Source organism: Paenibacillus luteus, assembly GCF_006542765.1.
Lineage (GTDB): Bacteria > Bacillota > Bacilli > Paenibacillales > Paenibacillaceae > Pristimantibacillus > Pristimantibacillus luteus.
In genome coordinates this window covers 285258-308693 of sequence record NZ_SKCD01000022.1, presented here as the reverse complement: position 1 = coordinate 308693, position 23436 = coordinate 285258, and the positions used below count along the sequence as shown (strand labels likewise).

Annotated in this window: 15 protein-coding genes; 13 read left to right on the top strand and 2 right to left on the bottom strand. The window is 48.5% G+C overall.

The genetic code is table 11. The annotated features are described in order from the left end of the window. Positions 1 to 45: 45 nt before the first annotated feature. From E0496_RS17950 to E0496_RS17940, 3 genes are all read left to right on the top strand, one after another. Positions 46 to 1758 (top strand): extracellular solute-binding protein, encoded by a 1713-nt coding sequence (locus E0496_RS17950; RefSeq protein WP_241674854.1) that lies wholly within the window; start codon positions 46 to 48, stop codon positions 1756 to 1758. A gap of 91 nt (positions 1759 to 1849) precedes the next feature. Beyond that, positions 1850 to 3619 (top strand): sensor histidine kinase, encoded by a 1770-nt coding sequence (locus tag E0496_RS17945; protein ID WP_421924150.1) that lies wholly within the window; start codon positions 1850 to 1852, stop codon positions 3617 to 3619. Further along, entirely contained in the window at positions 3594 to 5222 is a 1629-nt protein-coding gene (locus E0496_RS17940) for a response regulator transcription factor (RefSeq protein WP_141503130.1), read from the top strand. Before E0496_RS17945 ends, E0496_RS17940 begins: the two co-directional genes overlap by 26 nt. Positions 5223 to 5496: 274 nt before the next feature. Here E0496_RS17940 and E0496_RS17935 read toward each other — a convergent pair whose 3' ends face one another. Beyond that, complete coding sequence (locus E0496_RS17935) at positions 5497 to 6654, bottom strand: family 8 glycosyl hydrolase (RefSeq protein WP_141503129.1); 1158 nt, start codon at positions 6652 to 6654, stop codon at positions 5497 to 5499. A gap of 107 nt (positions 6655 to 6761) precedes the next feature. Between E0496_RS17935 and E0496_RS17930 the strand changes: the two genes are divergently transcribed. From E0496_RS17930 to E0496_RS17905, 6 genes are all read left to right on the top strand, one after another. Further along, positions 6762 to 7865 (top strand): response regulator transcription factor, encoded by a 1104-nt coding sequence (locus E0496_RS17930; RefSeq protein ID WP_141503128.1) that lies wholly within the window; start codon positions 6762 to 6764, stop codon positions 7863 to 7865. Positions 7866 to 8039: 174 nt separating this feature from the next. Continuing rightward, the gene (locus E0496_RS17925; protein ID WP_241674852.1) at positions 8040 to 10034 is read left to right on the top strand and encodes a glycoside hydrolase family 43 protein; all 1995 of its coding nucleotides are present in this window, start codon (positions 8040 to 8042) and stop codon (positions 10032 to 10034) included. Between the two features lie 301 nt (positions 10035 to 10335). Continuing rightward, positions 10336 to 11061: an ABC transporter ATP-binding protein gene (locus E0496_RS17920; protein ID WP_175598081.1), complete on the top strand. Its 726-nt coding sequence runs from the start codon at positions 10336 to 10338 to the stop codon at positions 11059 to 11061. Beyond that, on the top strand, positions 11036 to 12094 hold the full coding sequence (locus tag E0496_RS17915; protein ID WP_241674851.1) for an efflux RND transporter periplasmic adaptor subunit: 1059 nt from the start codon (positions 11036 to 11038) through the stop codon (positions 12092 to 12094). The genes E0496_RS17920 and E0496_RS17915 overlap by 26 nt, the downstream gene beginning before the upstream one ends. An 85-nt stretch (positions 12095 to 12179) precedes the next feature. After that, positions 12180 to 15017, top strand: a complete 2838-nt coding sequence (locus E0496_RS17910) for an ABC transporter permease (RefSeq protein WP_241674850.1) — start codon at positions 12180 to 12182, stop codon at positions 15015 to 15017. 3 nt (positions 15018 to 15020) lie between these two features. Beyond that, entirely contained in the window at positions 15021 to 15914 is an 894-nt protein-coding gene (locus E0496_RS17905) for an ABC transporter ATP-binding protein (protein WP_141503126.1), read from the top strand. A 138-nt stretch (positions 15915 to 16052) separates the two neighbouring features. On the opposite strand, the gene E0496_RS17900 is transcribed toward E0496_RS17905, so the two are convergent. Beyond that, on the bottom strand, positions 16053 to 16814 hold the full coding sequence (locus E0496_RS17900; RefSeq protein ID WP_141503125.1) for a helix-turn-helix domain-containing protein: 762 nt from the start codon (positions 16812 to 16814) through the stop codon (positions 16053 to 16055). A gap of 380 nt (positions 16815 to 17194) precedes the next feature. On the opposite strand from E0496_RS17900, the gene E0496_RS17895 reads away from it, so the two are divergent. The 4 genes from E0496_RS17895 (at position 17195) to E0496_RS17880 (ending at position 23422) form a co-directional block, all read left to right on the top strand. Then, positions 17195 to 18577, top strand: coding sequence for an ABC transporter substrate-binding protein (locus E0496_RS17895; RefSeq protein ID WP_141503124.1), 1383 nt, complete (start codon positions 17195 to 17197; stop codon positions 18575 to 18577). Between the two features lie 95 nt (positions 18578 to 18672). Then, on the top strand, positions 18673 to 21567 hold the full coding sequence (locus E0496_RS17890) for an extracellular solute-binding protein (protein WP_141503123.1): 2895 nt from the start codon (positions 18673 to 18675) through the stop codon (positions 21565 to 21567). A gap of 20 nt (positions 21568 to 21587) precedes the next feature. Then, positions 21588 to 22544, top strand: coding sequence for a carbohydrate ABC transporter permease (locus tag E0496_RS17885; protein ID WP_141503122.1), 957 nt, complete (start codon positions 21588 to 21590; stop codon positions 22542 to 22544). A gap of 14 nt (positions 22545 to 22558) precedes the next feature. After that, a complete protein-coding gene (locus E0496_RS17880) occupies positions 22559 to 23422 on the top strand; it encodes a carbohydrate ABC transporter permease (protein WP_175598083.1) in 864 nt (287 codons plus the stop codon). Positions 23423 to 23436 lie beyond the last annotated feature (14 nt).

The following is a 23436-nucleotide window of genomic DNA, read 5'->3' as shown; positions in this document are numbered from 1 at the left end:
GCTCTTGATTTTTTGGTGATTAATCATGGAAAATAATAATTATACATGATTAATTCGTTGACGAGAAATGGGGTTGTCATCTTGCGGAAGCGAATATGGAATAAGGCTGTGCTCATGCTCGCCGTATTCATGTTTATGCAGACGCTTACGGCGTGCGATAAGAAGGAAGCGGCTGAGAAGCCGGATACCGATGATGTGGAACAATCGATGTATTCGGATTTAGGCTTAACCAAATATAATCCTCCGATCGAAATTTCGCTCGTACGTGAAATAGACGAAGATTTTACTGATTTGATTGCCAATTTTCCCGGGGAGTCACTTGAAAACAATCGGTGGACGCAGCTCTACGAGGATATGCTTGGCATTCGGGTTAAGTACCAATGGACTGCGAAAAGGGATCTTTATCAACAAAAACTAGGATCTGCGTTAGCATCGGGCAACATCCCTGATATCGTTAGGGTGAATGCGCAGCAGCTGCGGCAATTGGCAAACGAAGAACTCATGCAGGATTTAACTAGTGTGTATGAGCAGTATGCAGCGCCGTTCACCAAGGATGTGCTGAACCAGGAAGGAACGGGGCCGTTTGAGGCGGCAACGATTGACGGGAAGCTGATGGCGATACCGGAAACGTCGGCATCAATTGAAGGCGCCCAATATTTATGGATACGGACCGATTGGCTGAATAGGCTCAATTTAGAGCCGCCAGAGACAATGAATGAGTTACTCGCAATTTCGAAAGCGTTTACAGAAAACGATCCCGACGGAAATGGCAAAAATGACACGTACGGGCTGGCGCTAACGCAATATTTGTGGGATCCCGTTATGGGGGCTTTGGACTTTATGGCCGGTTACGGTGCTTACCCAAACATTTGGTTGGAGGATGGTAAGGGCAAGCTCATGAATGGAGCCGTTCAGCCGGAAGCGAAAAAGGCGCTAGCCGTTCTTCAGCAGATGTACCGCGACGGACAAATTGATCCGGAATTTGCGCTGAAGGACGGCCGCAAAGAGAAGGCGATGATCACGGAAGGGAAAATCGGCATCATGTACGGTGAGCAATGGGGATCATTCGTGGTTCAAGCGAACTACGAGAAAGATGCCAATGCGGACTGGCAGCCGTACCCTATTGTGTCGGATAGCGGTCAGTTGCCCAAAGTACCGCTTCGATTCGCGACTACGCAGTTTCTAGCCGTCAAGAAAGGGGTCGAACACCCCGAAGCGATCGTGAAAATGATCAATTTGCATCTGGAGAAAAATTGGGGCGTTACGGCCGAATACGAAACCTACTACAGCACTCCGTATCCGGCATGGCAGCTCTCGCCCTTTACTCCCGCGCCATTGCTTAAAAATTACGAGGCTTTTCTGCAGTTGGATGAATTCCGGACAACGGGAGACGAAGCGGTGCTGCATGATGAGGCAAAAGCAATCAAAAAAAACATCGATGCGTATTTGACTGAGAACATCGTAACCGGATGGGGGTGGGAGCGTACTTATGGTTCCAAGGGGGCATTCTCTATCTTTAGGGATTATGAAAAAAATAATCAGCTGCTTTACGAGAAGTTCGTCGGCGTTCCGACGCAAGCGATTATCGAGAAGCAATCCATATTGGACGATTTGAAGAACAAAACATATATGAACATTATTCTCGGAAGGCCTATCGAGGAATTTGACCGTTTCGTTGAGGAATGGCATCGATTAGGCGGTTCGCAGATGACGGCTGAGGTGAACGAATGGTATGCGAAGAAGGATGGTTCATCCTAGATAAGAATTGGTTTCGTTCATGGCGATCCCTTTGCTTTTGGGCTCCTTGTTCCCACCATGGATAATGCTGCTTGCGAGGAGTTGTGTAAGATTGCTCAAGATACCCGTCAATTCGATGCGTCATGCTTTGTTTTTAAGGCTTGTCATCATGTATCTCGTCGTTATATTGCCCATTATCTTACTTGGTGTTTATTTATATAACTGGAGTTACACCAACGCGAGCCAAGACATTTCCAGAAACACCTTGGCGCAGCTGTCATCGTATCTTGAAGACATGAACCGCGAGGTGGAATGGCTGGAGGTTCAGCAATTCGATATGCTGCAGGAGGGAGAGCTTACGAAGATCGCGGTAACGTGGGATATGATGGACAGCGTAGAGAAGAAGGAAAGCATGGATTACTTGGTTCATAGGCTGACCTCTATTAAGAACAGCAGTGCTTACATGAAGGATATATACGTTCATATTCCCTCTATTGGAAAAACGCTCTCATTCGGCAATGCCGTTCACGATCTCGAACAAGAAAGGTATGACCAAATCCGTGCTGTGTCGGAACGAAACGGGGCGAAGCGTCTCATCAGGCAGGGTGATTCGCTCCACTTAAGCGCCTCCAAGTTCGGGGGAAGGAAGGGGGAAGAACCGCTTTACATCGTGCAGATCGAGCTCGATATGGCGAAGTTGAAGGAATCGTTGAACCAACTGAGCGTTTATGCCGAGAGTGGTTCTTTCCTAATCGCCGAAAAGGCGGATTTTGCGCTGCTTGGAAACGACAAGTCTAGCGATATATTGGACAACTATTTGCAAACACCGCGTATTTCGGAAGAACGTTCTCTGCTGTTGAAAGTAAATGGACAAACGTATCATGTCGACAAAGCCGATTCGCCGGAATTAGGGCTTTCGGTCGTCACATATTTACCGGAGGAGACGGTAAAGAGGCCGCTTAATAAGTTTAATCTATGGGCTTGGCTGTTCACGGGTACGTCGATTCTTGCGATTGTCGTTTATTCCCTCTCGACATACAGGCTCGTTCATCGGCCATTGCTGCTGCTTGTTCAGAGCTTCCGCAGAATGGAAGGCGGCACGCTGGATATTCAGATCGATCACGAGAAGAAGGACGAATTCGGTTATTTGTATGACCGTTTTAATCAGATGCTGAACAAATTGCAGGCGCTGATCGATCAGGATTTTAAGCAGAAGCTGATGATGCAGAAGGCGGAGCTGAAGCAGCTGCAATCCCAGATTAACCCTCATTTCCTGTACAATAGCTTCTTTATTCTTAATTCGCTCGCCAAAACGGGCGATACGGACCGTATCGAGCTGTTTACCAATATGCTGGGGGAATATTTCAGATTCATTACGCGCAACGGGGAGGATAACGTTTACCTTTCGGAGGAAATCAAGCATGCAAGGATGTACACCGAGATCCAGATGCTTAGGTTCTCCAGACGCATAAGCGTACAGTTCGACGAACTGCCGAAGGAGTTGGAGCGCATACGCGTACCAAGGCTTATCGTTCAGCCGATTATCGAGAACGCGTATGAGCATAGTCTTGAGAAAATGTCGGAGGAGGGCTTTCTGCGCATCTTCTTTGCGCGGAATGAGGCGGAGTCCATGATTGTCGTCGAAGACAACGGAAGCCGGATCGACGATGCTGTAATCGACGCTTTGAACGGACAAATGGCAAATAACGGGGAAGCGCATGAAATGACAGGGATCATTAATATCCACCGTCGCATTATACTGACCTATGGAGAAGGCAGCGGCTTGTATCTTTCCAGAAGCGAGCTAGGTGGCTTGCGAGTCGAAATACGCATAAATTCAAAGGAGGAGGATGGGGATGCACCGTCTGCTTATCGTCGATGACGAGGAGATTATTACCGACGGCCTTTATGAGGTGTTGAGCAAGCTCATGCCGGATCAATTGGACGTTTGCAAGGCGTATTCGGCTAAGGAAGCTCTGGAATGGATGTCACGAACGCGCATTGATATTGTAATGACCGATATCGCCATGCCGGGCAAGAACGGACTGGAATTGTCGGAAGAAATATTGACGTATTGGCCGAGATGCAAGGTCATTTTTCTTACGGGACATAGCGAATTTGATTTTGCCTACCGGGCATTTCAAATGCCGGATGTCCGTTATTTGCTGAAGACAGAAGGCTATGCGAAAGTGACGGAAGCCGTGCGGGGCGCCTTGCTCGATATTCAGCGAAGCACGGTCGAGAATATGTTGCTGGAACAATCGCGTGAGCAGAAGTATGCATACGAGTTCATGGCGCAAGGCGATTATATGAGGCAACTGCTGCAAGAGAGCGATTCGCTCTGTTCGGAGCAGAAGGAGGTCATCGAGGAATTCGGCCATTTGAATATCGGATTGGACCCAACGAAAACCGTCATGCTCGTGCTTGCTAGATTGTCCTATCCATCCGGCATGACTTATACGGGGAGGAGTAAGCTGCTTGCTTCGGCTAGGACGATATGGGATACCTTGTTGAAGGACCATGTGAAGAGCATCGGCATTGTCGATCGGCATGGTGACCTTATGTGGTTCATACAGCCTGAAAGTGAAAGCGGAGGGAAACCACCCGTCGACTTTGCCTGTTATATCGAGGGGGTGCTCGAGCTTATCCAAGAAGCCTGCCTCGCCTCGCTCAAGCTGGAAATCACGTTGACAATAAGCGGAGCGAGCTGTGAATGGACGGCCGTCACCCAGCAATATGAAAGACTGCGCCGACTGCAGCAGCTCAGGATCGGAACCGGCATTTGCATGATTCTAAGGGATCGTCACGAGAATATGGACGGAATTTCGGGGAAAGAAACATTCGTGCCGAGCCGTAAAGTAGAGATTATGGCCGCGCATTTGGAGGCTGGCCGCGCGGAAGAGTTTTATTCCGATTGGGAGCAATTGTCGAGAGTGGCGCTGCTTCACAACGAGCAAGCGCAGCGCTCCATCGAAGCTTATTATTCAGTTGCTCTGATGCTCTACTCGTGCTTGAACAAGCTTGGGCTTCAAAGCCGCCTCGACGATCACGGGAAGCTGATGCGACTGGACTGCCATGCCTCGATGAAGGAGGGGTTCGGGTATTTGAAGCAAACCGCGGAAGCGATTTTCCAACATAAGCAGAGCGACGAGCGGGACAGAACCTCGCAAGTTATTGACCGAATCTGCCAGTACATCGAAGACCATCTGAGGGAGGACCTTTCTTTGGTAAGGCTTGCGGAAATCCACTACTTCAATCCGTCCTATCTGTCGCGTTTCTTCAAGCAGGAAAGGGGCATTAACCTATCCGAATACATCGACACCTGCAGAGCAAGAAAAGCAAAGGAACTGTTGCATGTCAACGATTTGAAGGTAAAAGAGGTTGCCGTGTCAGTCGGGTATGAAGCTGCTCATTCGTTCACGCGCTTCTTCAAGAAGGTGACGGGCATGACGCCCCAAGAGTATCGCGATTCCCTCAACGTATAGATGAATTCCAATAACAAGGCGAAAGGATAAGATTTCTCTTAACCTTTCGCCTTGTTATTGTTTCTGCGCGTAGCCGGTTGTCGCAGTGCTGCAATTTGAGGGGTAAAAACACATGATTCGTCAGGTTGTGGATGCGTCTTGAAGGCGATAAATTGAAGTAACGAGAGGCCGAGCGATACCGCGGATCGCAATCGTGAGTAAAGATGAAGAAAGCGGCGATCGTTTCCTTGTGTTAGCAAGGGAGACGATTGCCGCTTCAATATTGTGCATTAGTTTAATAAATACGGTAGTTGCCGCTTAATGCCAGCAGACTGAAGAAATACAGGCAATTATCGTAATAACGCCGAACGCCGGTACGCAAGGGCGTGCCCCAGAACAAGCGGACAAAATGGGCGGCATCGGGTCCGTCCGCTGCGAGAGATGCCATTGCATTCGTGGCGAGAAGGCCGATCGGATGCAGCGCAGGTTCCTCGAATGGCTTGCCTTCGATTGTATAGCGACGATAATCGGAAACATCGATGTTGCGGAAGAATGCCTGGATGCGAATACTCTGATCGATTTGCCAGGGGTCCTTGCGGAACCATTCATAGTCAAGTCCGATATTCGCCGCTACGCGGTAAGAGTCACTGAAGAAATGACGAAAGTCGCCGTGCCGCTGCGGTACCGCAGGCGTTCCGTCATAGTTCGCGTATTCGGGCGAGAGTCCCGTTACGGGATGGCAGGCGGCATGCAGGTAAGCACGGCTCGCTTCGGCGGCTTCTCTCCAGAATGGCCTGTCCTGTTCGTCGGCATGAATAGCGAACAACTCATAGAAGTGCGGGAGATGATAGGAGGGATCGCTAAAGGGAGATTCAGGTATGAATTTAATTAGCTTGGTTGCCGGATCCCACATCGGGTCGCCTTCGCCGTTCTCTCCTTGATGGATGCATGCGCGCAGAATTGTTTTGGCTTGCTCGGAATAATCGAACGGCACCGGCCCGTCACCCCAACGGTTCGAGGCGAAAATCAAGGCCATGGCGAAAAACTCTTCCCCGTCGGGTGCGGGACCCTGCGAGATGCGAGTGCCATCCGGCTTGCAATGCCACGCGAAGTAATGCTTGTAGCGGCTGTCTTTATGCTGCATGAACGTCTTCGCGTAGTTCCATAGTCTGTCGAATTCATCCTTTTTGTTCATTTGCACCGCCATCATCATGCCGTAAGACATGCCTTCGGAGCGTACATCTAGATTGCCGGTATCGAGGAGATAACCTTTGTCGTCGCCTAGTGGGTAATAGATCCGCATCTCAGGGTCGCCGTAGAACAGCTCGTTCCAAGCCTGCTCCAGCTTGCTTTCGATTTCCTGATCGGAATACCCCAGTTCCTTGAATAGATTCTTGTAGCTGCCTGTATGGAAAGCACCTTGGTTTGAGTCTGACACTAGCGCAACCTCCATAATTCAATTTTTTGTACATATCATAACATGGTAGATACTTAAGGAATTAAAGAGTCTTCTTTAAAAACTATAGCACTATCCATTTTCAGAGAAGAGAGGGTTACCTCATGCATAGCGTTATTATTGTCGACGACGAACTATTTTTCCGCAAAGGCTTAGTAGGAATGATAGATTGGGAGGGTAACGGTTATCAAGTAATCGGTGAAGCGGCTAATGGCGAAGACGCGCTTGTCATGATTAGAGACAAAAAACCTGATCTTGTCATCACCGATATCCAGATGCCGGTACTGGACGGTCTTGCCTTAATTCAAGCTGCGGAGGAGGAGAAGCTCGATACGGAGTTCGTTATTATAAGCGGGCATACCGATTTCCGCTATGCACAGCAGGCCGTTCGTTTCGGCGTACTGGATTACGTGCTTAAGCCTATTGACGAAGCTGACCTTGTAAATGCACTTGTGAAGCTGCACGACAAGTTGGAGAAGAAAATACAGCCTCAAGCGCGAAAACGGATGCTGATGAGCCAGAAACAAATCGAAACATTCCTTCGAGGAGAATCGACGTTGGACGACGACCTAAGCTGTAAATTGGTAGAGGCAGTCGAGGAGAATGATGCATATCACATCAGGCTGGTCGTTGATCGGATATTTTCTGAATTTAGCGAGAAACGTTTTTCGCCCGAGGAGATCCAAACAGGCATCGTACAATGCGTGCTAATGATTTGTAAATCAATTAGAAGCATGGAAGGCGATGAAACCGAGCTGACATCCTTTGAATCACTCATTAATTGGTATCATCACAATGTAACGTTAGACGAGATCAAACGGCTGTTTAACGAGTTCCTTTTCGAAGCGGGTGATCTGATCAACAGGTTATACAGAACCTACGGGAAGGGGAGAATTCACAAAATCAAAACGTACATTGACCAAAATTATAGCAAAAATATTAGTTTGAGGATAATTGCTGGTCAATTCTATTTCAATCCGGCTTATTTAGGACAGCTCTTCAAAAAAAATTACGGTATGTACTTTAATCAATATCTGCAGCAGTTGAGAATCACAGAAGCAAAAAAATTGCTGCGGATGAAGGATTTGCGCATATATGAAGTGGCAGAGAGGGTCGGATTCAACAATTCCGATTATTTTGTTACCCAATTCGATAAGCTGGAGCGAATGTCACCTTCCGAATATCGAAACCAATGGAATCTGCAATAGTTTTTTGACCAAGGGATGATGGTTGGCGGTGCTATTTGAATTGCTATTCTGCTTTGCGATCGAATCTATCTGCATGACAACTAGAACTTGACGGGTAATGAATGAGAATTTGACAGGTTGTTCCTTGCCGTGGATAACCTTACTATGTTCAGTAATAAGGAAAGAGGTGAAAGCTTGTTGACAAGCAAGAAGCGCTTCGGACTCATTGCTGTCCTTGCAGTGATGGCCACAGCGATATTCCTTCTCAGCCAGTTGCAGGAGGTTAACCGGAAAGAATTGGAGCAACGACCTGCTGTAAAGTTATCGGCTTACCTGAAGGAAGAGACGATAGAGCTTAGCAAGAAGAGAGATAGCGCATATGAAGTGGATTTACTCATGGACGATTTCCCGATCGGGGCAGAAGTTGTACAAATTCGTTCTACGCTTCATATTCCGGTTGCATTAGAAATTGATTCGATCGTTCTGAACCTCAATAATGTTTCGGCGGCAGCTGTTGCCTTTCAGCCTTCCGAGGAAGGGCTGGAGCTTTGGATCGGCAATGACGACGGCTCCCTAGTTACATTTGCGAACCATGACGGCAGCAAAACGCTAGCTACGATTACATTAAAACAAAAGCGGGAGTTGATTGTGAAAATGAAAGAAGAATTGAAGGTAAACAGTCTGGAAATTTTGGAGTCTAATCAGAATAAAACGACGTATGATGTGAACGGGGCAGCCACGGAGCTTAGCTATGAGCCGCCGGCCAGCGCAGTTGGAAAGCTCCCTCAGAACGGCAATCCGATCTTATCCCATAAATTTGGCGCAGATCCTTATGCTCTCGTACATAATGGCCGCGTTTATATTTACAGCACTTACGATGTACTTGAGTATGACACCGCCGGCGAGGTGAAGGACAACTCTTTCGGATCAATCAATCGGCTGTCGATCGTTTCTTCCTCGGATTTAATGAACTGGACGGATCATGGTTTCGTAGTTGCTGCTGGTCCCGAAGGAGCGGCAAAGTGGGCGACACAATCCTGGGCACCGGCAGCGGCGCATAAGGTGATTGACGGCAAGGATAAGTTCTTCCTTTATTTCGCGAATAACGCAAGCGGCATTGGCGTACTGACGAGCGACAGCCCAACGGGTCCGTGGATCGATCCGATCGGCAAGCCGCTAATTGCAAGATCGGCGCCAGCCGCAGAAGGAGTCACATGGTTGTTCGATCCGGCTGTGCTGGTCGATGACGACGGCAAGGGCTACATCTACTTTGGCGGGGGGATCCCGGAGGGCCAGGAGGCGAGACCGGATACGGCTCGCGTTATGCAGCTAGGAGACGATATGATCAGTGTTGTCGGCGAATCTGCTGTCATTCCGGCACCATTCATGTTTGAGGATGCTGGAATCAACAAAGTAGACGGCACTTATTATTTTACGTATTGCTCCAATTTCTACGACGGCACTCGTCCAGAGGGAAGCCCGCAGGCAGGAGAAATCGCCTACATGACAAGCGACCATCCGATGGGACCTTGGACATACCAAACGACTATTCTGAAAAATCCCGGCCATTTCTTTGGCGTGGGCGGCAATAATCACCATGCGATGTTCCAATTCCAGGAGGAATGGTACATTTCATATCACGCACAAACATTGTCCAAGGCGATGGGCGTGCCGAAGGGCTACCGATCCACACATTTGAACAAAGTGAGCTTCGTCGCGGACGGCTCGATTCAAGAAATCGAAGCTGACTTGAAAGGCGTACCACAGCTCGATAAGCTTAACCCGTTCTCGCGAGTGGAAGCAGGGACGTTTGCTTGGAGCGCAGGCATCGAAGTGTTGCCGCATAAGATGGACGAGAACGGAACGGCGGTAGAAGAGGTTGCAGTCGGAGCTATTCACAACGGCGATTGGACGGCCGTGTCCAGCGTGGACTTCGGCGCAGGTGCCTCTACGTTCACAGCGTTCATAGCAGGTGGAAGCGAAGCCGCCGTCATAGAGCTTCGTTTGGACAGTCCGGATGGCGCTTTGCTAGGTTCGCTTTCTGTTCCGCAGGGAGATGGATCGACAGGCTGGATAGAAGCAAAAACGGCGGTCAAGGGTGCCGAAGGCGTTCACGATCTGTATTTTATGTTCAAAGGCAAGGCTGATACGGATTTGTTCACATTCCGTGCATGGCAGTTCGCCAACTAATTGAAAAGATTACCACTAATGAAATCCATCCATCTTCCTTGAACAGAAAAGACTTGCAGCCTCATCGCTGCGAGTCTTTTTTTATTGATGTAAAGCAGAGATTTAATACTATCGGAGTTGCTGGATCAATGGTAAGAGGCTTTAGCTTCCCCTTTAGGATTTAATTTATAGTTCTCTCATGGTTAATCGAAACCAACAGCTATCATTTATAGGGTAAACGAACAAGAAATGGACAGGTACTTCTACAGAAATGAAAGCGTTAAAATAAATAGTAATAGCGGGAAATATGAGGAGGTTAGCGATGTTGGCGAAGGTAGAATTGCCTGGAGAAGCAATTGGCGGGATGATTTTGAAGGCGGTTGGCCTTAAGCGTGTATTCGGTAGAGGCGCTGCCGCCGTCACCGCGTTATCGGACGTCCATTTGGATATACCAGCCGGATCAATGGTTGCGCTTAAAGGCAGGTCAGGCTCAGGCAAAACGACTTTGCTGAATATGCTTAGCGCGCTTGACGAGCCGACGGAAGGGCAAGTGTTTTTTCGAGACAGAGAAATTACGCGCATGCCCGGCAAGGAGAGAAGTGCTCTGAGACGCAAAGAAATCGGTCTCGTCTTTCAGTCATTTGGGCTTATTCCGCTCATGAATGCTTACGAGAATGTGGAATTTGGCCTGCGAGTTGCGGGTACTCCTTTTAAGGGAAATCGCGAGGCGGCGGAACGGGCATTGGAGCAGGTTGGGATGAAGGAAAGAATGCAGCACCGGCCCGCCGAGCTCTCTGGAGGGGAGCAGCAGCGCGTGGCGATTGCAAGGGCAATCGCTCACGCGCCCGTGCTGCTCATCGCGGACGAGCCGACGGCGGAGCTCGATAGCCGAATGGGCATTCAAGTGATGCGGGTATTCCGGGAACTCGTTAATCGTTCCGGTATGACGGTCGTTCTGACCACGCATGACCCGGGCATTATGGAGCTTGTTGATCATGTCATTTCATTGGAGGATGGAAGAATTGTATCGCAAACGAATATCGAATAAGGGATGCGGACTGCTGCTTTCAGGCGTGCGCCGATCGGTAATGGCGTTGACAGCGATGCTCGCGTTGTCCGGATGCGGCCTTCTCCCCGCAGAGCAGTCTGCTTTGCAGCCGCCGCTTGTTCAGCCAGCGCAGGAGCAATTGGATATCGTAGAGGCAAGCCGTGGATCGATTCAGACGTACCTTAAAGGTACGGCCCGTTTCGTTTCCTCAAGTGCGGAGAACTTGTCGTTCAAGGAATCGGGAGGCCGGCTCAAATCAATCAAGGTGAGCGTCGGCCAGGAAGTTAAAGCTGGCGATCTGCTCGTGGAGCAGGAAACGGGCGATCTCGAGCTTCAGGTAAGCCTTCAGCGGCTTAACTTGGAACGAGCGGAGCTACTGTTCAAGCAAGCGTACCTTGACGAAGCGTCGTCCACCGACTTGCGGCTGCGCGAAATTGATCTCGAACGCGAGAGAATGTCCCTTCAGTCAATGGAGACGCGCCTTACAAAATCACGTCTATATGCGACCCTTTCGGGAACGGTGACGTTTGTGGAAACCTTGAATGCGGGGGACTTTGTGAACGCCTACCAGGCTATTGTATCGATTGCAGATACGTCCCGGATTCAGCTTACTTATGTAGCTGCAGATAAGAAGGAAGTACAGCCGGTCGAAACAGGCATGCCAGTTAATTTGAAGTACAAGGGAAAAGCGTATATGGGCAAAGTGCTGCAATCTCCTTCTACTGTGCCGATTGGAACGGATGGATCCAAAGCAGAGCGCAACGCCGTAACGATCTATATGAGTATGGACAAGGCCCCGGAAGGCATCCAAATTGGCGATAGCGCTGAGTTGACGATCGAGCTTCAGAAGCGTGAGAATGTCATCACCCTGCCTCGCTCGGCCATCCGATCTTACATGGGCCGCTATTACTTGCAGGTGGCGGAAGGCGAACGACGTAAGGAGGTCGACATAGAGGTAGGGCTGTTAACGCCGACGGAAGCAGAAATCATTAAGGGACTAGAGGAAGGCCAAAAGGTCATCTTGAACAACTAACTAACAATGAAGACCGGATACTGCAACATATCCGGCGCAAGGATGGGGTGTGCGAATGGCCTTATGGACGATGATCCTCCGAAAGATGGCAAACAACAAGTGGCTGCAGTTGAACCTTTGGATCGGCCTTACCGTGTGCGTGGCTTTGTTCAGCTCCATGCCGCTTTACTCCGAAGCCATCTTGCAGCGGACGCTGCAGAAGGAGCTTCAATCGGTGCAGCTTCTGGAAGGCGTGTATCCGGGATATATTCGCATTGGTACGACAGTATCCTCGTCGTCCGTGGACGAGAAGACGGTAGAGGCCATCAAGCGGGCTGACAGATTCGTACAATCGATACCGGGGAGGGCGGAACTAGAGGCTATATCCGCTTATCAGCAACGTTTCACGCAGCGTATGAAAGTGTACGGAGCTGATGCTACGGACCAAGAGAAGCAGTCGCAAAAGGCGACGGGCAGCATCAAATCGCTATCCGGTCTTGAGAAGCGCGTTCGACTGATCGACGGTGTGATGCCAACCGTACGCACGGATGGCATTTACGAGGCTCTCGTTACGCAGAAGTTCCTCATCGCTACGAAGCGTGATCTCGGGGATGAATTAATCGCGGAAGCGCCGGACAAAAAGAAGTTCCGCGTTGTCGCGGTCGGGGTCATGGAGACGGATCCGACTGCCGATCCATATTTGCCATACCTAGCTTCAAAGGATAGCGATGGCTTTATTATTCCTTTTGATCAATTCGAGAGTGATTTTATTCTTGGAGGCAAGACGAAGCTCGCGAGCCTCGATTGGCGCATAGCGCTTAATTACGAGCAGTTAACGATCGATTCGATTGATGCATTTGTAAAGGCAGATAAGGATATCAGGCGATATTTCCGCGGCCGAATTGGGGTTGACGAGGTCAACATCCCAGCCATCTCGACAGTAGGTGCCTATCAAGGCAAGCAAGAGAAGCTTGACGTCATGATGCTGTCTCTTTATTCGCCAGTCATGCTGATGCTCGCTTTCTATCTCTTTATGGCCGCCAATCTCCTTATTGAACGGCAGAAGACGGAGATTTCCGTCCTGCGCAGCAGAGGGGCAAGTCGTCTGCAGATTATGATGGCCTATACGTTCGAGAGCCTATTTCTTGGCGTAAGCGCACTTGCGGTTGGTCCTTTACTCGGCATTCTGTTCACTAAAGTATTAGGCGCCTCGAACGGTTTCCTAGAGTTTGTCGATCGTTCGGCGCTCGAGGTCAGTCTGACCAGCAGCGCTTACTTGATGTCGGGGGCAGCGGTAGCCGCAGCATTGGTTTTGACTCTCATACCCGCTTTCATGGCGACCAGAGTAAGTATCGTCAGTCATAAGCAACAGAATGCTCGCCATAACAAGCTGACATTTTGGCATAAGACCGGCCTAGACTTTATCCTCGTGGGCGTTACTATGTATTTGCTCTATAATTTCAACAAACGGCAGGAGGATTTGCAGCGGTTAGGGCTTGATTCGGATGCTTTCCAGCTCGATCCGATGCTGTTTCTAATGCCTTCGCTTTTCGCGCTCGGGGGCGGCTTGCTGCTGCTGCGGGTCTATCCGTGGTTCATACGTCTGATCTATTGGGTTGGCCGCAGATGGTGGTCGCCAGCGCTGTATAACACGCTAATTCAGATTAGCCGATCATCCGGTCAATATCAGACGATCAAGCTGTTCCTGATCATGACCGTTGCGACAGGACTCTTTAGCGCGAATGCTGCACGAACCATAAACGACAACATGGAGAGCAAGATTGAGTACGCCATTGGAGCCGATATGTCCATTATGACTCGCTGGGAAAGTGATGCGCGTCCCTCAACCTATATGTCGTCAGCTTCTCAAACGCTGACCGAATCGACCCCGTCCAGCTCGAGCCGGGTTAATTACATCGAGCCGCCGTTTCAGCCGTTCGAAGAGCTGGAAGGCATTGAGGCGAGCGCTAAAGTATTTAAGAAAGAGAATGCGCGCTTTGTCACACCTGCCAGCGGTGCAAGCGGTGCAACGACGCTCTTTGGCATTGACACGTTGAATTTTGGCCAGACGACATGGATGAAGGAGGGGCTGCTTGACTATCCCATTAACGGCTACCTGAATCTCCTCGCTCCGAATACGAAGGCGGTTCTGATCTCTCGTTCAATTGCGAAGAAGACAAAAGCAAAGCCAGGCGACACCATTAGCTTGTCCTGGGACGGGCTGGAACAGGCGCAATTCGTTGTCTATGGCATTATCGATTACTGGCCAAGCTGGAATCCGCTTCCAACGAGCAGCAAGGATAATGAAAAAGCGGTTCAACCCAACTTGATCGTTGGCCATCTCGGCACGATACAGAAGAGACTTGCTGTAGAGCCATACGAAGTATGGCTGAAACTGAAAGAAGGCGTTACAAGTCAATCTGTCTACGACCAGCTGGCGGAGAAGAAGCTGCGAATCATCCAGCTTCAGGACGCAACGCAAGAGCTGATTGAATCAAAAAACGATCCGTTCAGACTTGCAATCAATGGCGTGATGACGCTCGGCTTCGTTATCTCCATGCTAATCAGCTTCTTCGGCTTCCTACTGTTCTGGGTGCTCACGCTCTCAGGCAGAACGCTTCAATATGGCGTGCTTGGAGCAATGGGGATTCGGTTCGGGCAAATTATTGGCATGCTCGTCAGCGAGCAATTGCTAACTTCGGGAGCAGCGGTTGTTCTGGGCGTTTTCATCGGAAATTCCATAAGCGAGCTATTCGTTCCGCTCTTTGAGATGTCTTTCTCAACAAAGGATCAAGTTCCGCCGTTTGAAATGGTGCAACAGCTCAGCGACTATTTGCAGCTGTACAGCATCGTTGGCATTACGCTGACCTTGGGTTTGCTTATTCTCGGTTACCGCTTGTCGAGAATCCGGATTGCACAAGCACTCAAGCTTGGAGAGGAGTAAACGATGATTAAAAGTGAAGGACTCGTCAAAATTTACAAAATGGCGGATCTTGAGGTGTTCGCTCTGCAAGGTCTGGATCTGCAGGTCGAGGCCGGCGAGCTAATGGCGATTATCGGCAATTCAGGCAGCGGCAAGTCGACGCTCCTGAACATGCTGGGGGGACTTGACAAGCCGTCGGCCGGCAAGCTTTATGTGGACGGCAAAGACCTGCTGAAGTTCGGAGAAAAGGAACTGGTAGCCTATAAGCGCGATACGGTCGGTTTTGTATGGCAGAACAATGCGCGTAATCTCATACCATATTTAACGGCGCTGGCTAATGTGGAGCTTCCTATGCTGCTCCGCGGCAAGCGCCGGCGGGAGCGGGCAATGGAGCTGCTGGAAGCGGTAGGGCTTGGCCACAGGATGCGGAACAGGCTGAATGAGCTGTCTGGCGGCGAGCAGCAGCGGGTGGCGATTGCAATCGCGCTTGCCAACGATCCAAAGCTGCTGCTCGCGGACGAGCCGACAGGATCACTCGATACAAGCACATCAAATCAAGTACTTGATTTGTTCCGAACGCTTAATCGATCGATCGGAATTACGATCGTAATTGTAACGCATGATCCGGAACTCGCACGCAAGGTGGACCGGGTCGTCCAGATTAGGGATGGTAAAACGTCAGCGGAGATGATCCGCAAAGTCTCGTACACGGATGAGCTGGCTATGCTGGATGCCGAAAGCGCCATGCTGGAGGCGGAGAGCCACACAGAATATGCGGTGCTGGATAAAGCGGGTCGATTACAGATTCCTTCTGGTTTCCTAGACACGGAAGGATTCAAAGAAATCAACAAGGTGCGGGTGGAGATGGAAGATGGCCGCATTGTCCTCTATCCGCGTCAGGAAAGCACGGAAAGTTAACGAAGCAATCTTAAAGATTATGACGTAATTGGGAAACCTCCCATACGAAAAGCAAAACCTCATTTCCCGCTATTAGGCGAGGATGAGGTTTTTTTGCTACAAATGTCAGACGAATCTGCCATGCAAAAATGTAAGCGGTTACGAGATAATGGAAAACATTTTTCGATATTCGTTAGCACTTACACCGGTATATGATTTGAACTTTTTATAGAACCAATCCATCTCCGTATATCCGATCTCATTCGCGATTTCGTACACTTTCAGGTCCGTATTCTCAAGCAGCAGCTTTGCTTTCTCCATACGCTGCTGCAGCAAATATTCATTGAAGGTCATATTTTCCTGATACTTGAATTTTTGACCTAAATACGAGCAATTGAAATGCAGACTGTTGGAAATTTGTTTCAAGGTAATATTTTGATACAGCGATTCATCGACATATTCCTTGACCCGTTCAATGATATTCGGCTGAGGCGGAGTCTCATTTTCCATAGGCGTCCATGAGAGCGCTCTATTATTATCGATTATGCAATCAAGCTCGCCTTTGACAGTCAGAAGACATGAAGTCAGTTCGACAGAAGTAACAGGGTCCGGCAAATAATCGTTTACTTGGTAATAGAGCGCCTTTCGGGCAAGCTGGAAGTCGTTGCTTCCGCCTATAAGGACAAGTGGTACACGGCTCTTCCGGCGAATGTAATCACAAAGAAACAAGGCATCATGGTGAGAGCCGTTCATGCCGACCAGGATGAGCGAAAAATAGTTTTGATCTAGAAATTTAATAGCGTCCGCAGAGCTGTTCGCATAAGCGTCCAATTCAAATCCAATCCCATGCCACTCTGGCATACGTTGCAACATCTCCATCGAAGATGTGGAGTCATAGTCGACAAGCAGCACTTTATACATGATGGTTACCTCCCAATTGCATTTGCTTGAGCGTAAACGGCTATCGCCGTTCTTGGCTGTAAAAGCTAAATTTTCGATGTGAAATATAATCAAAGTTAATCAACAGATGATTTACATTCTTATAGTTGTACCTGAGGGTTTCTCTAACGGGAGAATGTCTACGTTTTTATTATGTAAATTGGGGGCAGTGGATACAATGTGCTTTTCTTTGCATTGCGCGCAGTTTTTTACTTCTTGAAAAAAAAGGGTCTAACGAAGAAAGTAAATGATTTCCAATCTAGAATGTGAAGGGTAATAGATCTGATATTCAACAGGTTGTTGCTTGCCTTATGAAAGCGCTACACTTTCGGTGTAGTTCAATATGTTAAGGGGGATTCGCAATGAAGATTCGTAAATTAATGGTTTTGTTATGCGCATTCGTTCTCATTCTTTCTGCATGCAGCAGCGGTTCGGGCAACAGCAAGAACAACGGAACAAACGGCGGCTCGAACAATGGGTCGGGCAATGGGGGGACTGAGACAACCGTTCCTGAGGGCAACGGAGAAGAAGAGTTAAACAGCTCGCCCGAGTTAGATTTCGACATGGGCGGCAGAACGATTAAAGTCGTTTCTTGGTGGGATATGGCGATTAAGGAAGACAATCCGGACAACATCCAACGAAAGAAAAATCTTGATGAGCTGATGAAGAAGCATAACTTTAAAATGGAATATGTAGCGGTTGACTTTGGCGAATATCAACAAAAAGTAACAGCATCCCTACTAGCGGGAGAACCGCTTGGCGATATCGTCCGCTTGGGAAGAAACTATTCGATTCCGACATTGGTCAAGCAAGATTTGCTGTGGCCTGTCGATGATTATACGAAAAACACGAAAGTGTTTAATCAGAAGGCTACGAGCGAATTCTTTACTTATGAGGGTAAAGGCTATGCGTTTACAGAAGACAATAACAACCTGGTACAAGGCATTTTCTACAATCGGACGCTCTTGAATCAGCTTGGCATAAAGGCGCTTCAAGATTATGTGAACGAGGACAACTGGAATTGGGATACCTTCGTTCAAGTAGCGAAAGAAGCCAATAAAGATACAAACAACGACGGCAAGCTGGATACATGGGGACTTGCTAATTCTCAAGTTATCGAGCATGCGATGTATTCAAACGGAGCTCATCTGACAAAAGGCAACAAACAAAATCTCGATGACCCCGCTACGCAAGAAACGTTGAACTTCTTGTCGAAATTGGCAACGGAGCAAGTTTACAGACCGACGGAGGGCGGAGATTGGACGGAGCCTGGACAATTTTTCCGTCAAGGAAATACGCTAATGTATGCCGGTGCTATTTATGAATTGAATGGCTTTAAGACGGATATGCCGGACGCGGATATTGGCTTTGTACCATTCCCGAAAGGTCCAAGCGAAACGGAATATCATTCCGGCGAAGGTGCTTACCAAGCACTGACGATTCCAAAGGCAGTGGAGAATCCCGAGCAGCTGCTTTACATTTGGGAAAAAATCAACGATATCGATTCCGAATACGACTATCCTGGTCAGTCATCCCTTGAAAGCAGTTTTTCAAACGAGGATGACATTAACAATGCCAAGCAAGTTGGAGCTGGCATGATCGTATTCGACCACGGCACTTACGGTGATGCCTTGAAGTTCTGGGACTTCGTAGGTGAGATCAACAGCGGGGTATCGGTATCTACGGTCGTAGAGAAGTATAAACCTGTATTCCAAGCGGCGATTGATGCGGTGTATGGTTCTTAACGTGTAATAACGTGTGAGAGGCAGTCCCCATTTTAGAAATATTTCTAATGGGGACTGTTGTTGAATTTAACTTCTTACTGTAGGAGGGAGAAAAGTTGAACTTCAGAAAGAAGAACTACATCGCAATTATACTCGTTCTTACCGTTCTGGCAACTTCTATATGGGCTTTCTACCCTTCAGATTCGAAGGATAGCAGACGCGTCATGGCTATGGGTGATTTCGATGCCGTTACGGCATCAGCAGGAGAAGACAGCTATGATGCGTATTTGACTACGCATATCAAGGCTGGGGGGCCAGACGAGGTCATTCGAATAGAGGGCGAGAGCTTCTCTGGAACGACTGGAGAAGGGTTCGACATTGCGAACGATCTGGAAGGATTGAACGGTAAGGCGGTTGTAACACCGGAGAGCGGCTCCATTTCATGGGATGTAATGGTTACACAAGCGGGTCTGTACAACATCAGAATTCATTATTTGCCGATCGAGGGGAAAAGCTCTGCGATTGAAAGGCAGTTTGCCATTAACGGAAAAGTCCCTTTCAAGGGGGCGGATATTTTATTATTCGATCGAGTTTGGGGAAATCGACAGGACGAAATTGAGCGTGACGATCGCGGCAATGAAATCAGGCCAAGGCAGGTAGAAAAACAGTCATGGCAAATCGGAGTTTTCACGGATCGAAATGGATATTATGACGAGCCTTACTCCTTTTACTTTGAGAGCGGGCAGCAATCGTTTTCCTTGACGGCTTTAAGGGAACCGATGGCGATTGATTATATTGAATTGTATCAAGAACCAGTATTGTTTCCGTATGAGGACAAGAAGAAAGAGTATGAGGCAAAAGGAATCAAGCCGGTATCGAATCAGTACATCGAAATACAAGCGGAGGACGCGGTCGCCAAATCATCGCCTACGTTATATCCGCTGGCGGACCGGTCGAGTCCGACGGTCATTCCTTACAATGTATCCAAGCTTCGAATCAATACGATCGGCGGAACGAACTGGAAGCTTCCGGGACAGTGGATTGAGTGGGAGTTTGAGACTGTCGAGGACGGCTTATATCAGATCGCGCTTAAGCAAAAGCAGGATACGCTGCGCGGCATATACGCCACTCGAAGCTTGACGATTGACGGAGAGACTCCTTTCCAGGAAATGAAGCGTTTACGCTTTAATTTTAACATGGATTGGGAAATGAACGTGCTGGGGGATGAAGTAGAGCCGTATTTGTTCCACTTGTCCAAGGGAAAACATCGCATTCGAATGGAAGTTTCACTAGGCGACATCGCCCCGCTCATTCGAACGATTGAATCTAGTGTGCTGGAGCTTAACGAGATGTATCGCAAAATATTGATGATCACATCAAATACGCCCGATCCGTTCCGTGATTACCAATTAGGGAAGCGGATACCGGATATGGTTAAGACATTCGAAGAGCAAGCAGTGATTATACAGAACGTAGCCGATTATTTAGAAAAATCGACAGGAGAGCGGAGCGACAAAGTAGCCGTTCTTCATACAATGGTTGGCCAATTAAAGGAAATGATTAAAAACCCAGAAACGGTTGGCAATCGCTTAACCGCATTTAAAACGAATGTCGGGGGATTAGGCACGTGGATTCTTACGGTTCGGGAGCAACCGATTAAGCTTGATTATCTCGTTGTGACCTCGCCGAACAAGAAGCTTCCGAGAGCCGGAGCGACTATCTTCCAAGAGATCAAGCATGAGCTTGGCGCATACTTTGCGTCTTATACCGAGGACTATGACAGCATCGGGAATACGAAAAATGAGCAGGACCGCAAAATTACGGTGTGGATTACAACGGGCCGGGATCAAGCACAGGTGCTTAAGAGCTTAATCGACGATTCCTTCACGCCGGAGTCGAATATCGCGATAGATTTAAGGCTCGTACCGGGGAACATTTTGCTTCCGGCGACACTGGCCGACGAGGGACCTGATGTTGCTATGCAAATTGGCGAGGACGTTCCCGTGAACTACGCGATGCGGGATGCGGCGACAGACTTGACTCAGTTTGCTGATTTCGATGAAGTCGCTTCGCGTTTCCATGACAGCGGACTTACGCCTTACAAGTACGATCAAGGCGTCTATGCACTGCCTGAGCAGCAGTCATTCCCGATGCTATTCTATCGAAAGGATATTCTTGAGGAGCTAGGACTCGCGCCGCCGAAGACATGGCAGGATATTTACAACATGATTTCTGTCCTCCAGAAGCACAATATGGAGTTTTGGCTGCCGATTGAGGCTACGAACGCAAGTCTCATACCGAATGCGACCTTCTCCATGCTGCTTTATCAGAATGGCGGTGAATTCTATCGTGATGACGATAAGAAGAGTGCGCTTGATATGGATATATCTATGGAAATGTTTAAGAAGTGGACGCAATTTTATACGAACTACAAATTTCCGGTACTGGCAGACTTCCCGAACCGATTTCGTACGGGCGAGATGCCAATCGGCATTGCGGATTATACAACGTATAACATGCTAACGGTGCTCGCGCCTGAGATTAAAGGGTTGTGGGAGTTTACACTCGTTCCTGGTACGGAGCAAGATAACGGAACCGTTAATCATGCGGTAGCCAGCCATACGACTGGCGTTATGATGATGGAGAATGCCGATAACAAGGAAGCGTCCTGGGAATTTATGAAATGGTGGACCAGCAAGGATACGCAAATTGCTTACGGTAGAGAAATGGAAGGGTTAATGGGCGAAGCCGCACGTTATCCAACGGCTAACGTAGAGGCACTTGCAGAATTGCCTTGGCCAATTAAGGATTACAACAATCTGTCCAGCCAGTGGGAGTGGGTTGAAGGCATACCTCAAGTGCCGGGCGGTTATTTCACCGGCCGACATCTGGACAATGCCTTCCGCAGAGTCGTCAACGCGAACGAGAATTCTAGGGAAGCGCTTAACGATTATGTGCTCTACATTAACGATGAAATCGAGATCAAGCGGAAAGAATTTAATTTACCGTAATTGTTTGGGGGTGGAGTTCATTGGAAGCCGAAACAACCAGTCAAGCCGTACCTAATCTTATCCATCCGAAGAAAAAATCGAAGTTGTCCCATGTATGGACGGAACTGAAGAAAAATAAGCATTATTACCTTTTGATGAGCCCATACATGCTTATTTTCTTTACCTTTACGGTCATTCCCGTCGTATTCTCGCTCATACTTAGCTTCTTTTACTTCAACATGCTCGAATTTCCGCGGTTTGTCGGATGGCAGAACTACTCCAGATTATTTCTGAACGACGATATCTTTATGATTGCATTAAAAAACACATTCATCTTCGCAATCATTACCGGTCCGGTCAGCTATATCGCCTGCTTTTTCTTTGCATGGGTTATTAACGAGCTATCGCCAAAAATAAGGGCGGTTATGACTTTAATCTTCTATGCGCCGGCGATTTCCGGCAATGTATTTTTTATTTGGCTAATTGTATTCTCGGGCGACCGCTACGGCTATATGAACGGATTCTTGATTAAATATGGATTTATTTTGGAACCGATCCAATGGCTGACGAATGAAAAATACATTCTGATGATCGTCATGATCGTACAGTTGTGGCTCAGCTTAGGCACTAGTTTCCTTGCCTTTATAGCAGGATTGCAAACGATTGATCGGACGCTGATAGAAGCGGGAGTCGTAGACGGAATAAAAAACCGCTGGCAGGAATTATGGTTCATAACACTGCCTTCAATGAGGCCTCAGTTGCTGTTCGGCGCCGTTTTGCAAATTACGGGATCTCTTGCGGTGGCTGATATTACGATCGCACTCGCAGGTTTCCCGAGCGTTAACTATGCGGCACATACGGTTGTTACCCATCTGATGGACTACGGGACGATTCGTTTCGAAATGGGTTACGCTTCGGCGATTGCGACTGTGCTGTTCGTTATTATGATCGGGACTAACAAATTGACGCAAAAATTGCTCAGAAAGGTAGGTGAGTAACGTTGGTCGTTAAAATGATGACCGTATTTCGGACGACGAAGCGTCTGAACCGTTCGTTTACGGTTAGCTTCATCTTGTTCGCGTTTCTCGCCCTGTTCGGAGCGTTTATGGTGCTGCCTCTGCTGTATGCAGTGAACAACGCCTTCAAGCCGCTGGATGAATTGTTTATTTTCCCACCGCGCTTCTTCGTGAATAATCCGACATTGGACAACTTTTATGATCTGGTCGCCTTGATGGGCAATTCATGGGTGCCGTTATCGCGTTACATTGCAAATACATTGCTCATTACGCTCGTCGGAACGGTCGGACATATTTTGCTGGCTTCCGCTGCGGCGTACCCGTTAGCTAAATATCAGTTCCTCGGCTCGAAGACGCTGTTCTCGATCGTTGTTCTTTCGTTGATGTTCTCTGGTCATGTTACAGCGATTCCAAACTATATGGTGATGTCTTGGCTCGGCTGGATCAATACGCATGCGTCTATTATCGTTCCTTCGCTCGCATTTCCATTAGGCTTGTTCCTAATGAAGCAATTCATGGAGCAGCTTCCGACAGCTTTGCTGGAAGCCGCCAAGATTGATGGAGCGAGCGAGTACCGGATCTATTGGAGCATCGTGATGCCGAACGTAAAGCCAGCTTGGCTCACTCTTATGATTTTGCAGTTTCCTATGCTTTGGGGAACAGACGGAGGCAGCTTCATCTACAGTGAAAACCTGAAGACGCTGCATTACGCGCTGGGTCAGATTACGCTCGGTGGTATTGCGCGCGCTGGCGTCGGAGCGGCCGTCGCGCTCATCTTGATGGTTGTTCCAATTACGCTCTTCGTCATCTCGCAGAGCAGTGTCATCCAGACGATGGCGACTTCCGGGATGAAAGAGTAGAAGGGAGATTTGCA

Excerpts from the sequence above, each read along its gene's own strand:
- E0496_RS17950 (WP_241674854.1), top strand. The coding sequence starts at position 46 with ATGATTAATTCGTTGACGAGAAATGGGGTTGTCATCTTGCGGAAGCGA.
- E0496_RS17900 (WP_141503125.1), bottom strand. The coding sequence starts at position 16,814 with ATGTATAAAGTGCTGCTTGTCGACTATGACTCCACATCTTCGATGGAG.
- E0496_RS17895 (WP_141503124.1), top strand. The coding sequence starts at position 17,195 with ATGAAGATTCGTAAATTAATGGTTTTGTTATGCGCATTCGTTCTCATT.
- E0496_RS17935 (WP_141503129.1), bottom strand. The coding sequence starts at position 6,654 with ATGGAGGTTGCGCTAGTGTCAGACTCAAACCAAGGTGCTTTCCATACA.
- E0496_RS17930 (WP_141503128.1), top strand. The coding sequence starts at position 6,762 with ATGCATAGCGTTATTATTGTCGACGACGAACTATTTTTCCGCAAAGGC.
- E0496_RS17940 (WP_141503130.1), top strand. The coding sequence starts at position 3,594 with ATGCACCGTCTGCTTATCGTCGATGACGAGGAGATTATTACCGACGGC.
- E0496_RS17920 (WP_175598081.1), top strand. The coding sequence starts at position 10,336 with ATGTTGGCGAAGGTAGAATTGCCTGGAGAAGCAATTGGCGGGATGATT.
- E0496_RS17905 (WP_141503126.1), top strand. The coding sequence starts at position 15,021 with ATGATTAAAAGTGAAGGACTCGTCAAAATTTACAAAATGGCGGATCTT.
- E0496_RS17880 (WP_175598083.1), top strand. The coding sequence starts at position 22,559 with ATGATGACCGTATTTCGGACGACGAAGCGTCTGAACCGTTCGTTTACG.
- E0496_RS17910 (WP_241674850.1), top strand. The coding sequence starts at position 12,180 with ATGGCAAACAACAAGTGGCTGCAGTTGAACCTTTGGATCGGCCTTACC.